Here is a 14,432-nt window from a genome sequence, read left to right as displayed (position 1 = left end):
TTGCCTGTTCTCGATAAATAAAAAGTCTTTTGCCAGATACAAAACCGGCCCCTCAGGGCCGGTGGAAACTCAGTTGTTATACAGATCGATGATCGCACTGACCGCCTGGGTCTTGACCTTCGAGAGATCATTGCGAGCCTGTTCGATCTTGTCCAGGTACGCCTCATCGACGTCACCGGTGACATACTTGCCGTCGAACACTGCGCAATCGAAGTTTTCGATCTTGATCTTGCCGCCGCCGACCGCTTCGATCAAGTCAGGCAAGTCCTGATAGATCAGCCAGTCAGCGCCAATCAGATCAGCCACGTCCTGAGTCGAACGGTTGTGGGCGATCAGTTCATGGGCGCTTGGCATGTCGATGCCATAGACGTTCGGGAAGCGCACCGCAGGAGCGGCCGAGCAGAAGTAGACGTTTTTCGCGCCGGCCTCACGGGCCATCTGGATGATCTGCTTGCAGGTGGTGCCGCGCACGATCGAGTCATCGACCAGCATCACGTTCTTGCCGCGGAATTCCAGCTCGATGGCGTTGAGCTTCTGGCGTACCGATTTCTTGCGGGCAGCCTGGCCCGGCATGATGAAGGTGCGGCCGATGTAACGGTTCTTGACGAAACCTTCGCGGAATTTCACGCCCAAGTGATTAGCCAGCTCAAGCGCAGCGGTGCGACTGGTGTCCGGAATCGGGATGACCACGTCGATGTCGTGCTCTGGACGCTCGCGCAGGATCTTCTCGGCCAGCTTCTCACCCATGCGCAGGCGAGCCTTGTACACCGAAACACCATCGATGATCGAATCCGGACGCGCCAGGTAGACGTGTTCGAAGATGCACGGGGTCAGGGACGGGTTGGTCGCGCACTGGCGGGTGTGCAGCTTGCCCTCTTCAGTGATGTAGACCGCTTCGCCCGGTGCCAGGTCGCGAATCAGGGTGAAACCGAGCACGTCCAGGGAAACACTTTCCGAGGCGATCATGTACTCGACGCCTTCGTCGGTGTGACGCTGGCCGAACACGATCGGGCGGATGCCGTGCGGGTCACGGAAGCCGACGATGCCGTAACCGGTCACCATGGCCACTACCGCGTAACCGCCGACGCAACGGTTGTGCACGTCGGTCACGGCAGCGAACACGTCTTCTTCGGTCGGTTGCAGCTTGCCGCGCTGGGCCAGCTCGTGGGCGAACACGTTGAGCAGCACTTCCGAGTCGGAACTGGTGTTGACGTGACGCAGGTCGGATTCGTAAATCTCTTTGGCCAACTGTTCAACGTTGGTCAGGTTACCGTTGTGCGCCAGCGTAATGCCGTAAGGCGAGTTGACGTAGAACGGCTGGGCTTCGGCCGAAGTCGAGCTGCCCGCGGTTGGATAACGGACGTGGCCGATACCCATATGGCCGACCAGGCGTTGCATGTGACGCTGATGGAACACGTCACGCACCAGGCCATTGTCCTTGCGCAAGAACAACCGGCCATCATGGCTGGTCACGATACCGGCAGCGTCCTGGCCGCGGTGCTGGAGCACGGTTAGCGCGTCATACAGCGCCTGATTGACGTTCGACTTACCGACGATACCGACGATGCCACACATGCGACGCAACCCCTACTTAATGGATCTGAACTGAACAACACTCACTGTGGCGTTTTGGCCGACGGCAAGAGCTGCTCCTTGAACGGAATTTCAGCGGGTACGCTGATTCCGCTGGCAAGCCACTGACTGCTCCACCCGAGAATCAGGTTTTTGGACCAGTCGGCGACCAATAGAAATTTTGGCACGAGCTGAGATTCTTTCCACCACCCGTCCTGCTGTACCGGCCCCAGGCTCAACAGCCCGACTGCGACGACCACCAGCAGCACGCCACGCGCCGCGCCGAAGGCCATTCCCAGGAAGCGGTCGGTCCCGGACAACCCGGTGACGCGAACCAACTCGCCGATAAGATAATTGATCATTGCGCCCACGATCAGCGTGGCGACAAACATGATGGCACAGCCCGCGATCACGCGAGCCGATGGGGTTTCGATGTATCCGGCGAGGTACTCGGACAATGAACCACCGAACATCCAGGCGACGACTCCTGCGATGATCCAGGTCACCAGCGATAATGCTTCTTTGACGAAGCCGCGGCTCAAACTGATCAATGCGGAGATGGCGATGATTGCAACGATCGCCCAGTCAACCCAGGTAAATGGCACAGTGCAGCCTACAGACGGATAAGGCGGCGCATTTTAGCAGAGCGCATGGCTGTCGGTAAGCTGCGATTTTCAGTGCATTTCAATCGAATCGATAGATCCTAGCCACGCTCGGGCTGGAAGCGCACGACAAAACCCTTGAGGTTCTGCTGACGGCTCAAAAGATCACGCAGACGATCGGCTTCGGCGCGCTCGATCAGCGGACCGACGAACACCCGATTCTTGCCATCGGCTGAACGGATGTAAGCGTTGTAGCCCTGGCTGCGCAGCGTTTTCTGCAGACTCTCGGCGCTGGCGCGGCTCGACAGGCTGGCCAGTTGCACCGACCAGCTGACCGACAGACCATTGGCGTCGACGCGGCTCTGAGTGGTATCAGGCTTGGTTGTCGCTGAAGCGATCGGCTGGGCAGGCGCAGGAATCGGCTTGGACACCGGCGGCGGCGCGGCAGGCTTGGCGATCTGGGCCGGCACAACAGGTGCCGGGGCGATCGGCGCAGAAGGCGCGACTTGCTCGGCGATTTCGTCATCGCTTGGCACGGGCTCTTGCGGCAAGGCTTGCGGCTCGGGAACGGCGACCGGTTCCAACTGCACCTGCGGCACGGCAGGCGCATGCGGAGCAGCCGGGGCCTCTACGGTCACCTGACGCTGTTCGTCCTGACGGGAAAACAGCATTGGCAGGAAAATCACCGCCAGCGCCACCAGCACCAGGGCACCGACCATGCGCTGTTTGTACGCTTTATCCAGCAAAGCCATTTGCCGCTTCCTCCGTGGAGCGCCGGGCCAGCCATTCAAGGGCCTCGGCGACACAATAAAATGATCCGAACAACAGAATCTCATCGTCGCTGGTTGCGACTGCGCACTGCCCTTCAAGTGCGGCGGCAACACTGTCGTAAGACGTGACCGACGCGCCAAGGTTCTGCAATGCCGCATGTAATTCTGCAACCGGACGTGCGCGCGGCGAATCCAAGGGCGCCACGGCCCAGTGCTCGACACTAGCATTCAATTCGCCGATAACACCATCCAGATCCTTGTCCGCCAGCAGACCGAACACCGCCAGACGCTTGCCGACCGGAGGCCGCGAGGCCAGACGTCGAGCCAGATACTCCGCCGCGTGCGGGTTATGACCAACATCCAGCAACAGATTCAGGCGCTTGCCATTCCATTCGAACGAACGGCGATCCAGACGCCCGACAACTCGCGTCGCCCGCAAGGCCGCCACAATCTGCTGTGCATTCCACGGCAAACCGAGCAGCAGATACGCCTGCAACGCCAGCGCGGCGTTTTCCATCGGCAGATCGAGCAGCGGCAAATCATGCAGCTCGACAACCTGACCCTGCGCATCGGTACCGCGCCACTGCCAGTTCTGATCAGTGATGCCGAGATCGAAATCGCGCCCACGCAGGAAGAACGGGCACGCCAGCTCACGCGCCTTGTCGAGCAACGGTTGCGGAGGATTCAAATCGCCACACAGTGCAGGCTTGCCCTGACGGAAGATGCCGGCCTTCTCGAAGGCTACGGATTCGCGGGTATCACCCAGATAATCGGCGTGATCGACACCAATGCTGGTGACCAGCGCGATATCGGCGTCGACCACGTTGACCGTGTCCAGGCGCCCGCCCAGACCGACTTCCAGCACCACAGCGTCGAGCCCGGCCTGCTGAAACAGCCAAAACGCCGCCAGGGTGCCCATTTCGAAGTAAGTCAGGGAGGTTTCGCCGCGCCCGGCCTCGACCGCAGCGAAAGCTTCGCACAGCTGTGCGTCAGTGGCTTCGACGCCATTGAGCTGCACCCGCTCGTTGTAACGCAGCAGGTGCGGAGAATTGTAGACACCAACGCTCAGGCCCTGCGCCCGCAGCAATGAAGCCACGAAAGCGCAGGTCGAACCCTTGCCGTTGGTGCCGGTGACCGTGATCACCCGAGGCGCCGGCTGGCCCAGCCCCATGCGGGACGCTACCTGTTGCGAACGCTCCAGACCCATGTCGATGGCCGACGGATGCAACTGCTCAAGGTAGGCGAGCCACTCGCCAAGGGTGCGCTCGGTCATATGTTGGCAGGCACCGGCGGAACGACGATCGGCTCGATTGGCGCAGCAACGAATGTCGGTGTTGGCTTACCCGTCATTTGTGCCAGCAGGTTACCCAGACGCGGACGCAGTTCCTGACGATGAATGATCATGTCGATCGCACCGTGCTCCAGCAGGAATTCGCTACGCTGGAAGCCTTCCGGCAGCTTCTCGCGCACGGTTTGCTCGATAACGCGCGGACCGGCGAAGCCGATCAGGGCTTTAGGTTCGCCAACAATCACGTCGCCGAGCATTGCCAGACTGGCGGAAACACCACCGTAAACCGGATCGGTCAGCACCGAGATGAACGGAATGCCTTCTTCGCGCAGACGCGCCAGCACCGCCGAGGTCTTGGCCATCTGCATCAGCGAGATCAGGGCTTCCTGCATGCGCGCACCACCGGAAGCGGCGAAGCAGATCATCGGGCAGCGGTTTTCCAGCGCGTAGTTGGCAGCGCGTACGAAACGCTCACCGACGATGGCGCCCATGGAACCGCCCATGAAGCTGAATTCAAACGCCGAAACCACTACCGGCATGCCCAGCAGGGTGCCACTGACGGAAATCAACGCGTCTTTTTCGCCGGTCTGCTTCTGCGCAGCGGTCAGGCGATCCTTGTACTTCTTGCCGTCACGGAATTTCAGACGGTCAACCGGCTCCAGATCGGCGCCCAGTTCGTTGCGACCTTCGGCATCGAGGAAGATGTCGATGCGCGCACGTGCGCCGATGCGCATGTGGTGGTTGCACTTTGGGCAAACGTCCAGGGTCTTTTCCAGCTCCGGACGATACAGCACAGCCTCACAGGACGGGCATTTGTGCCACAGACCTTCAGGCACCGAGCTCTTCTTGACCTCCGAACGCATGATCGAAGGGATCAGTTTGTCTACTAACCAGTTGCTCATGCTTTCTTTCTCCAGTACCGGCGGCTCGAACGCTCTGGTTCGCAGCCCCGCGTATGCCCTTCAGCTAAATTCATGTGTGGCGATGATCAAGGATGGCCGGGTCAGTAAAACTGACCTTCGTACAACCCAAAAACCCTCAGCCTCTTTTGTACCAAGCTGTGGACGGCGGCAGTGTGCCAGCCGTCACATCATGCACAGGCCTAAATGCCCCTGACGGCGCCGATAAACGCCTGAACTTTTGCGTGATCCTTGATGCCCTTGCTCGCCTCTACCCCACCGCTGACATCTACTGCATAGGGTTTTACCCGAGCCACGGCGCCTGCGACGTTTTCAGGGGTCAAACCACCCGCCAGAATCAGCGGCTTGCTCAAACCTTGCGGAATCAATGACCAGTCGAACGCCTCGCCGGTTCCGCCGGGCACGCCTTCGACGTAGGTATCGAGCAACACGCCACTGGCGCTTGGGTAGGCATCGACAGCCGCGGCGATGTCATCGCCGGCCTTGACCCGCAGCGCCTTGATGTAAGGTCGATGCCAACCCTCGCACTCTTCGGCGGTCTCGTCACCATGGAACTGCAGCAGATCCAGCGGCACGGCATCGAGGATTTCCCCCAACTCGCAGCGGCTGGCATTGACGAACAGACCCACGGTGGTCACAAACGGCGGCAAGGCCTTGATGATTTCCCGCGCTTGCTGGACCGAGACTGCGCGCGGACTTTTGGCGTAAAACACGAATCCGATCGCATCAGCCCCGGCTTCGACGGCGGCCAGCGCATCTTCTATGCGGGTAATCCCGCAGATCTTGCTGCGAACGGCTGACATATCGAGAAAAACTCCGAGGCAGAATCCGGGAAAGTCCCGGATGGTAACAAAAGCGTTCGAGGGCGTCAGCCGTCAAGTTCGGAGAAACCCGTAAGGAAATGCGGACCGATAAAACGCTCGGGCAGCGGAAATTCGTCGTGGTACTCGACTTGCACCAGATACAAACCGTAGGGATGCGCTGTCACACCGCCAGACCGGCGCTCGCGACTTTCCAGCACTTCTTTCATCCACTCGACCGGCCGCTCGCCAGCACCGATGGTCATCAGCACGCCGGCGATGTTGCGCACCATGTGGTGCAGGAATGCGTTGGCGCGGATGTCGAGCACGATCATCTTGCCGTGACGGGTCACGCGCAGGTGATGCATCTTCTTGATCGGCGATTTCGCCTGGCACTGGCCGGCACGGAACGCACTGAAATCGTGGGTACCAATCAGATACTGCGCGGCCTCAGCCATGCGCTCGGCGTCCAGCGGGCGGTGGTTCCAGGTGATTTCTTCATTGAGATGGGCCGGGCGAATCTGATCGTTGTAGATCACATAACGATAGCGCCGGGCGATGGCCTTGAACCGCGCATGGAAATTCGCCGGCATCACCCGCGCCCAACTGACACTGATGTCGTGAGGCAGGTTGATGTTGGCGCCCATCACCCAGGCCTTCAGCGAGCGATCGACCTGAGTGTCGAAATGCACCACTTGTCCGCAGGCATGCACACCCGCATCGGTACGCCCGGCGCACTGCAAGGAAACGGGCGCGTTGGCGACTTTCGACAAGGCTTTTTCAAGCGCTTCCTGCACCGTCGCCACACCGGTTAACTGACGCTGCCAGCCGCTGTAGCGCGAGCCTTTGTATTCAACGCCCAGCGCCACGCGGTAAAAGCCGTCGGGGGCCATTTCGGCGACCGGGTTATCTATGTTTGCCAAGGTGGGACAGCCTGCTGTTTTTGCAAAGGCGAGCATTATAAGGCTGTGGACCGGGGATGCCAGAGAGATCTCTGTCGCCTGATCGGGCCTCATCGCTGGCAAGCCAGCTCCCACAGTTTCTGCGGCGCACACAATACCTGTGGGAGCTGGCTTGCCAGCGATGACAATAGCCAGAACAACACACACTCCGCCCCAAACAAAAACGGCAGCCTCACCGGGCTGCCGTTTTGTTTACCGCAGATTTATTAAAGGCTCGAGAGCATTTCCTTGGCTTCGCCGCGCTGCTTCTCATCACCCTCGGTCAACACTTCGTTGAGGATGTCGCGCGCGCCGTCGCTGTCACCCATGTCGATGTAGGCCTGCGCCAGATCAAGTTTGGTGGCTGCTTCGTCGGTGCCCGCGAGGAAGTCGAAATCGTCTTCACCCAGATCATCACCCAGCGCCGCATCGGCCTCGGTGAACGTCGGCTCGGCAATGCTCTGCGACAGGCGATCCAGCTCGGCGTTGACGTCATCCAGTTCGGCGGCAAATGCATCAGGCTCGGCCGCCGGATTGGAGTCCATCTCGTCAGCCAGCGACAGGTCGAAATCGGCTGGCAGCTCCAGATCATCCTGCGGCACATCGGCGACGACGGGTGGCTCTACCGGCGACAGATCCTTCACGCCGTCATCCAGATCCAGCAGGAAGTCATCATCGGCCAACGGTGCCGGAGCAGGAGCCGGCTCAGCGCCAAGGTCCAGATCCAGGTCGAAATCCGACAGATCATCGAGATTCTCTTTGATGTCGGTCTGCTCTTTCAGCACCGATTCAAAGCTCAGATCGTCGTCCGACGGGAACTCGTCCAGTTCGACCGGCGCTTCGGGCTCAACGATTGGCGCCGGCTCAACCGGAGTGATGTTGTCGAGATCGTCCAGACTCAGGTCGAACGCGCTGTCCAGATCGTCCGCAACTGGCGATGGCTCAGGCGCTTCTGGCTCATCCAGCAGCAATTCCTTGACGTAGTGGGCGTCCAGCTCGGCAGCGATGGCGGCGGCTGCCAAACCACCGGCGACCGCTACGGCCATGGCCGGGAAACGGCTTTTCAGCTCTTCGACCTTGGCGAAGTTGTCGCCATTGGCTACCAACTGACGCTCCTGACCTACGAAAGCATCGCGATCGCCCTGCTGACCATAGACTTCCATCAGCTTCAGACGCAGATCACTGCGCTGCGGCTCAAGACTGATGCCCTCTTCCAGCAACGCAGCAGCCTGATTCAGACGTCCGGCGTTAATGTGCGATTGAGCCTTGTCGAGGACATCATCGGAGCGCTCGCCTGCCGGGGCAACCAGCGGTGCGGCGATTGGCTCGGCCATCACGATTGGCGCCACAATCGGGGCGACTACTGGCGCAGGCGTAGGCGCTGGAGCCGGCGTGTTGAGCTTGACGCTCGCGGCCGGGGTTTCCAGACCTTCGAAGCTGCTTTCCGGCAGATCGTGCTCGGCGGAGAACTCTTGTTCCTCAGCCAGAGCGCGCGCCATGCGCACATGCTTCTCGGCTTCCTGCTGAGCTTTGCGGCGACGGGCCAGTAGCAACAGCAACAACAGCAAGACCACGGCACCGCCACCGACCAGACCCAGCAAGATCGGATTGGTCAGCAGCTCGTTGAAGGTTTTTTCGTCATCAGCGGCAGGTGTGGTTTCGACCACCGGCTCGACCACTGGCTCAACTGGCGTCTCGGCCGGTGGTGCAATGGCCGACTCCGGCGTCGGCGCTGCTTCTGCCGGTGTCGCTGGCGGTGTGGCGGCCAACTCGGCAGTGATCGCAGGCACCGCCGGATTGGCGCCTGGCGCAGCACCCGGCCCTTCGGCCTGCATCTTCGCCAGTTGATTGTTTTTCAACTCGATCAGACGCTGCAGCTTGTCCAGCTGACTCTGCAGATCGGTCATGCGGCTTTTCAGTTCCTCGTTGTCACGACGGGTCGTGTCGAGGCTTTCTTGAGTGACCGCGAGCTTGTCGCTCAGGGCCTTGGCGTCGCCCGCCGGGCCTTTGCCGCGGGCCTTGGCGCTTTCAGCGGAAACCAGGCTCAGGTTGTCTTGCGCGACAGACGCAGCGCCAGTATTGCCACGACCACGGTTGGTCGCATCGAGTTGCTGCTGACCGGTGCCAGGCTTGGCCACATAACGACGGCCCTGGCGCCAGGCTTCGTTTTGTGCTGCGACTTCAGCGATGGCCGCCGACTGTGGCAGCGCGGTGCTTTGCACCGAATCCGGCAGACGCAGGACCTGGCCGACTTTCAGGCGGTTGATGTTGCCGCCGATAAACGCATCCGGGTTCAACGCCTGAATGGCCAGCATGGTCTGCTGCACCGAGCCGCCGGTACGGGCCTTCGCCGCGATTTCCCACAGGGTGTCGCGCGGGGTGGTGGTGTATTGCGTCGAGTGCGTGGCGCCGGTGGTCGGCGCCGTGATGGTTTGCGACGGCGCCGGTTGCGCAGCGGCGTCAGCGGTCTGCGGCGAAAACTTCGACGGGTCCAGCAGCACGCTGTAATCGCGCAACAAGCGGCCGTTCGGCCACATCACCTGGACGAGGAATTTCACCATCGGTTCCGACAGTGGCTTGCTCGAGGTCACCCGCAGCACGCTTTTGCCACTGGCGTTAAGCACTGGCGTGAACGTCAGATCATTGAGGAAGGCCTGGCGGTCGACGCCGGCCTTGGCGAAGTCTTCCGGCGAGGCCAGGCTCGGCACCACTTCGGCAGCGGTGAGATCCTTGACGTCGAGCAGCTCGATTTCAGCCACCAGCGGCTGGTTCAGGGTCGACTTCAGGGTCAGCTCCCCGAGCCCGAGGGCATGCGCCATACCGGAGGACAGCGCCGAGGCGGCCGCTATTGCTAACACCAGTTTGCGAACTTGAACCATAGCCTCATCCTTTGTTTGAACGTTCCTCGGCCAGCGAGAAGATGTTGAATACCGCTGCCGTAAGGCATTGCGCGCGACGACGACAGACTGCCGCGCGCGATCATTTCTTTGATGCCCCGGAAAGTCCCGGAGGGTGACTCGTTATCAACTGCTTCGGCCAAGCATAGCGCCCAGCTAGAATCAGTCGACAAATTGTTGCCAAGTATCTTTTACAGCAGGTCTTTTATCAACAACTCGGCAACCTGCACAGCATTGAGTGCTGCGCCTTTGCGCACGTTATCTGACGTCAGCCACAGATTAAGTTCCGCCGGGTCATCGACACCACTGCGAACACGACCGACATAGACCACGTCCTGCCCCACCGCGTCACCGACCGCCGTCGGGTAATCACCGGCATCGACCAGTTCAATGCCCGACGCAGCTTCCAGCGCGGCATTGACCTTTTTCAGGTCGACGGCCTGCGCTGACTGCAAGGTCACGCTAAGGCTATCGCCAAAAAACACCGGGGCTTGAACGCAACTTGCGGAAATCTTTAATAAAGGCTGCGCCAGCACCTGACGCAACTCACGCACCAGGCGTTTTTCCAGTAGCGTATGGCCCTGCGCGTCAGGCGTGCCGACCTGAGCCAGCAGGTTGAACGCCATCTGCCGATCGAAAAACTTTGGCTCCAACGGGCGCATGTTCAGCAGCTCGGCGGTCTGGCGTGCCAGCTCGGCGACGGCTTCACGACCCTGGGCAGAAACAGCCAGATTGGCGGTGACGTTGACGTATTGCAGATCAATCAGATCGAGCAACGGCGCGAGCACTACGGCAAGAGTGGTCGCCGACGGACTCGGGCTGCTGACTTGGAACGGCGCTTTCAAGCCGGCGAGCACAGCAGCATTGGCTTCGGGCACCACTTGCGGCGCCTGATCTGCCGGCAAGGCGCCGGACAGGTCGATCAGCGAGCAACCGGCGGCGTGAACGCGGGCGGCGTAGCTCAGGGTGATGGCTGGACCGGCAGCGAAGAACACCAGTTTGACCTTGCTGAAATCGAACTCGTCGACCTCACGCACGCGCACGTTCTTGTTGCGGAACAGCACCGAGCTGCCGGCGGATTCGCTGCTGGCCAGCAGGTGCAGGTTGCCGACCGGGAAATTACGTTCTTCAAGAATCTGTACGAGGGTTTCGCCGACAGTACCGGTGGCGCCGATCACGGCAATATCAAGGGTCTGGGTCATGGTGCGAGCCTCTGGCGAAACGGGGGGAGCGGCACTTTACCGGGTGACTGGCGCACAGGCAATTTCTGCCGGGATTTGCAGTGTCAGGTCTGGCCTCATCGCTGGCAAGCCAGCTCCCACAGGTTTCAGGTATGTGCATAACATCTGTGTCCCACACAGCCCCCTGTGGGAGCTGGCTTGCCAGCGATGAGGCCAGACATGACACTCAAGAAATTTCAGGCATAAAAAAACCCGCACCTCTCACAAGGCACGGGTTCTTTTATGACTTCAAACGATCAACGCTCAAGCAAAATCCGCAGCATGCGACGCAGCGGTTCGGCCGCGCCCCACAGCAGTTGGTCGCCGACGGTGAAAGCGCCCAGATACTGGGTGCCCATGTTCAGCTTGCGCAGTCGACCGACCGGCACATTCAGGGTGCCGGTGACCTTGGTCGGGCTCAGCTCCTGCATGCTGATCTCGCGCTGGTTCGGTACCAGTTTGACCCAAGGGTTGTGCTGGCTGATCAGCCCTTCGATGTCGGCGATCGGTACGTCTTTGTTCAGCTTGATGGTCAGCGCCTGGCTGTGGCAACGCATGGCGCCAATGCGCACGCAGATGCCGTCGACCGGGATCGGGCTCTTGAAGCGACCGAGAATCTTGTTGGTCTCGGCCTGGGCCTTCCACTCTTCGCGGCTCTGGCCGTTCGGCAGTTCCTTGTCGATCCACGGGATCAGGCTGCCAGCCAGCGGTACGCCGAAGTGTTCGGTCGGGTACGCTTCGCTGCGCATGGCCTCAGCCACACGACGGTCGATATCCAGGATCGCGCTGGCAGGGTCAGCCAGTTGCTCGGCAACAGCGCCGTGGGTCACACCCATTTGCTTGATCAGTTCACGCATGTGCTGCGCGCCGCCACCGGAGGCAGCCTGATAAGTCATGGCGCTCATCCACTCGACCAGACCGGCTTCGAACAGACCGCCCAGCCCCATCAGCATCAGGCTGACGGTGCAATTGCCGCCGATGTAGTTCTTGGTGCCCGCATCGAGCTGCTGGTCGATGACCTTGCGGTTGACCGGATCAAGAATGATGACCGCGTCATCGTTCATGCGCAGGCTGGAAGCCGCGTCGATCCAGTAACCCTGCCAGCCGGCTTCGCGCAGCTTGGGGAACACTTCGCTGGTGTAGTCGCCGCCCTGGCAGGTCAGGATCACGTCGAGGGTCTTCAGCTCTTCAATGCTGTAAGCGTCCTTGAGCGGGGCAATGTCCTTGCCCACGGACGGGCCTTGGCCACCGACATTGGAAGTGGTGAAAAACACCGGCTCGATAAGATCGAAATCCTGCTCTTCCAGCATCCGCTGCATGAGCACGGAACCGACCATACCGCGCCAACCGATCAGACCTACACGTTTCATCGCAACTACACCTTCTTGAAAAGTGGGCCGCTGCTTTGTATTGAATTTCGCAGCGGGCCCGAGAGATTACAGATTCCGCAGCGCGGCGACTACTGCGTCGCCCATTTCCTGCGTACCGACTTTGTTGCAACCGGCCGAATAGATGTCGCCGGTACGCAGGCCTTGATCCAGAACCACGCTGACGGCTTTCTCGATGGCATCGGCCGCGTCATGCAGATTGAAGCTGTAACGCAGCATCATCGACACCGACAAAATGGTCGCCAACGGGTTGGCAATGCCTTTGCCGGCAATGTCCGGCGCCGAACCGTGGCAAGGCTCGTACATGCCCTTGTTGTTGGAGTCGAGCGAGGCCGACGGCAGCATGCCGATGGAACCGGTAAGCATCGACGCTTCGTCAGAGAGGATGTCGCCGAACAGGTTGTCGGTGACGATCACATCGAACTGCTTCGGTGCGCGCACCAGTTGCATGGCCGCGTTGTCGACGTACATGTGGCTCAGTTCGACTTCCGGGTAATCCTTGGCGACCTGCTCGACCACTTCACGCCACAGTTGGCTGGAGGCCAGCACGTTGGCCTTGTCGACCGAGCACAGCTTCTTGCCACGCACCATGGCCATGTCGAAACCGACGCGGGCGATGCGGCGGATCTCGCTTTCGCTGTATGGCAGGGTGTCGTAGGCCTGACGCTCGCCGTTTTCCAGCGTGCGGGTGCCGCGTGGCGCGCCGAAGTAGATGCCGCCGGTCAGCTCACGGACGATCAGGATGTCCAGACCGGCAACGATTTCCGGCTTCAGGCTCGACGCATCGGCCAGTTGCGGGTACAAGATCGCCGGACGCAGGTTGCCGAACAGGCCCAGTTGCGCACGGATTTTCAGCAGACCGCGCTCAGGGCGGATGTCACGCTCGATGGTGTCCCATTTCGGGCCACCGACAGCGCCCAGCAGGACGGCATCGGCAGCGCGGGCACGGTCGAGGGTTTCGTCGGCCAGTGGCACGCCGTGCTTGTCGATGGCCGCGCCACCGATCACGTCATGGCTCAGCTCGAAACCCAGGCTGTACTTGTCGTTGGCCAATTCCAGCACCTTGACCGCTTCGGCCATGATTTCCGGACCAATACCGTCGCCTGGGAGAATCAGAATCTGCTTGCTCATGCTTTCCTCGTGTCTTCAGTCGGTGCGCCCTCAACTGGCGCGCCCGGAAAATTCTTATCGTTCGGCCATCAGTACGATCACATCGGTACTGAACGAGCCGTCGGCATCAATCTCAAAATATTCGCGTACTTCGTTGCCCATCGACTGCTGCAACTGGCGGATCGCGGCGCGCATCACTTCAGGTGTGCGCATGCGCTCGACCCAACTGCTGTATTCCAGACGCAGACGTTGCCGCGCAGTGCTACGCGTATGCAAACCCGCCTCACTGACCTGCCGCAACCACTCGCCGGCAGAATAATCGCGCACGTGACTGGTGTCGCGCAGCACTTCGACGCTTTGCAGGTAAGTGTCGAACAACGGGCTACCCGGCGACAACACATCCACGAACGCCGCCACACCACCCGGCTTCAACACCCGGCGTACTTCGCGCAGGGCCACACCGAGATCGCTCCAGTGATGCGCCGAATAACGGCTGAAGACGAAATCGAACTCGCCATCGGCAAACGGCAGACGCTCGGCGGCCCCGTTGACCGTGGAGATATTGCTCATGCCGCGATCCAAGGCAGCAGCAGCCACCACGTCGAGCATTTGCTGCGACAGGTCGTAGGCGACCACTTCCTTGACCAGCGGCGCCACGTGAAAACTCACATGGCCGGCGCCACACCCCAGGTCCAGCAACCGCGCTTCGCCCTGCCCTGTCAGTTCAGCCTGTAGCAAGGCGAATTCAGTGCCTTGCGCATGAACGGCGCTGCTCAGGTAGGCGGCGGCCTGTTCACCAAATTGCTTTTGTACAACCTGACTGTGCTGGGCGGTGCTGGTCATGGGGACTTTCCTTGAATCTTGTGGTGCTTGTTCCGGCCTCATCGCTGGCAAGCCAGCTCCCACAGTAATTTGCGGTGTTCA

General features: G+C 60.6%; 12 protein-coding genes. All 12 read right to left on the bottom strand.

Annotated features, from left to right (window positions below; translation table 11 throughout):
- Positions 1-69: 69 nt before the first annotated feature.
- The 12 genes from purF to ACA061_RS09400 all read right to left on the bottom strand — a co-directional run bounded on the left by purF (position 70) and on the right by ACA061_RS09400 (position 14,351).
- Positions 70-1,575 carry an amidophosphoribosyltransferase gene (gene purF / locus ACA061_RS09455; RefSeq protein WP_150616659.1) on the bottom strand — a complete coding sequence of 502 codons (1,506 nt, stop codon included), beginning with the start codon at positions 1,573-1,575 and terminating at the stop codon, positions 70-72.
- 41 nt (positions 1,576-1,616) lie between these two features.
- Positions 1,617-2,177, bottom strand: coding sequence for a CvpA family protein (locus ACA061_RS09450; protein ID WP_042558615.1), 561 nt, complete (start codon positions 2,175-2,177; stop codon positions 1,617-1,619).
- Between the two features lie 98 nt (positions 2,178-2,275).
- Positions 2,276-2,926 carry an SPOR domain-containing protein gene (locus ACA061_RS09445; protein WP_150616660.1) on the bottom strand — a complete coding sequence of 217 codons (651 nt, stop codon included), beginning with the start codon at positions 2,924-2,926 and terminating at the stop codon, positions 2,276-2,278.
- Positions 2,910-4,217 (bottom strand): bifunctional tetrahydrofolate synthase/dihydrofolate synthase, encoded by a 1,308-nt coding sequence (gene folC, locus ACA061_RS09440; protein ID WP_150601438.1) that lies wholly within the window; start codon positions 4,215-4,217, stop codon positions 2,910-2,912. Before folC ends, ACA061_RS09445 begins: the two co-directional genes overlap by 17 nt.
- Entirely contained in the window at positions 4,214-5,134 is a 921-nt protein-coding gene (gene accD / locus ACA061_RS09435) for an acetyl-CoA carboxylase, carboxyltransferase subunit beta (protein WP_042558612.1), read from the bottom strand. The genes folC and accD overlap by 4 nt, the downstream gene beginning before the upstream one ends.
- A 200-nt stretch (positions 5,135-5,334) precedes the next feature.
- A complete protein-coding gene (locus ACA061_RS09430; protein ID WP_042558611.1) occupies positions 5,335-5,955 on the bottom strand; it encodes a phosphoribosylanthranilate isomerase in 621 nt (206 codons plus the stop codon).
- 65 nt (positions 5,956-6,020) lie between these two features.
- Entirely contained in the window at positions 6,021-6,845 is an 825-nt protein-coding gene (gene truA / locus ACA061_RS09425; RefSeq protein WP_150601525.1) for a tRNA pseudouridine(38-40) synthase TruA, read from the bottom strand.
- Positions 6,846-7,120: 275 nt separating this feature from the next.
- Positions 7,121-9,772 (bottom strand): motility hub landmark protein FimV, encoded by a 2,652-nt coding sequence (locus ACA061_RS09420; protein WP_497301248.1) that lies wholly within the window; start codon positions 9,770-9,772, stop codon positions 7,121-7,123.
- A 209-nt stretch (positions 9,773-9,981) separates the two neighbouring features.
- Positions 9,982-10,992, bottom strand: a complete 1,011-nt coding sequence (locus tag ACA061_RS09415) for an aspartate-semialdehyde dehydrogenase (RefSeq protein ID WP_150601436.1) — start codon at positions 10,990-10,992, stop codon at positions 9,982-9,984.
- A gap of 275 nt (positions 10,993-11,267) precedes the next feature.
- Positions 11,268-12,380 carry an aspartate-semialdehyde dehydrogenase gene (asd, locus tag ACA061_RS09410; RefSeq protein ID WP_150601435.1) on the bottom strand — a complete coding sequence of 371 codons (1,113 nt, stop codon included), beginning with the start codon at positions 12,378-12,380 and terminating at the stop codon, positions 11,268-11,270.
- A gap of 66 nt (positions 12,381-12,446) precedes the next feature.
- The gene (gene leuB / locus ACA061_RS09405; protein ID WP_150616663.1) at positions 12,447-13,529 is read right to left on the bottom strand and encodes a 3-isopropylmalate dehydrogenase; all 1,083 of its coding nucleotides are present in this window, start codon (positions 13,527-13,529) and stop codon (positions 12,447-12,449) included.
- A gap of 54 nt (positions 13,530-13,583) precedes the next feature.
- Positions 13,584-14,351 carry a class I SAM-dependent methyltransferase gene (locus ACA061_RS09400; RefSeq protein ID WP_497301247.1) on the bottom strand — a complete coding sequence of 256 codons (768 nt, stop codon included), beginning with the start codon at positions 14,349-14,351 and terminating at the stop codon, positions 13,584-13,586.
- Positions 14,352-14,432: the final 81 nt, after the last annotated feature.

Source organism: Pseudomonas sp. LBUM1668, from assembly GCF_059695715.1.
This window is presented reverse-complemented; position numbering and strand designations above follow the sequence as displayed.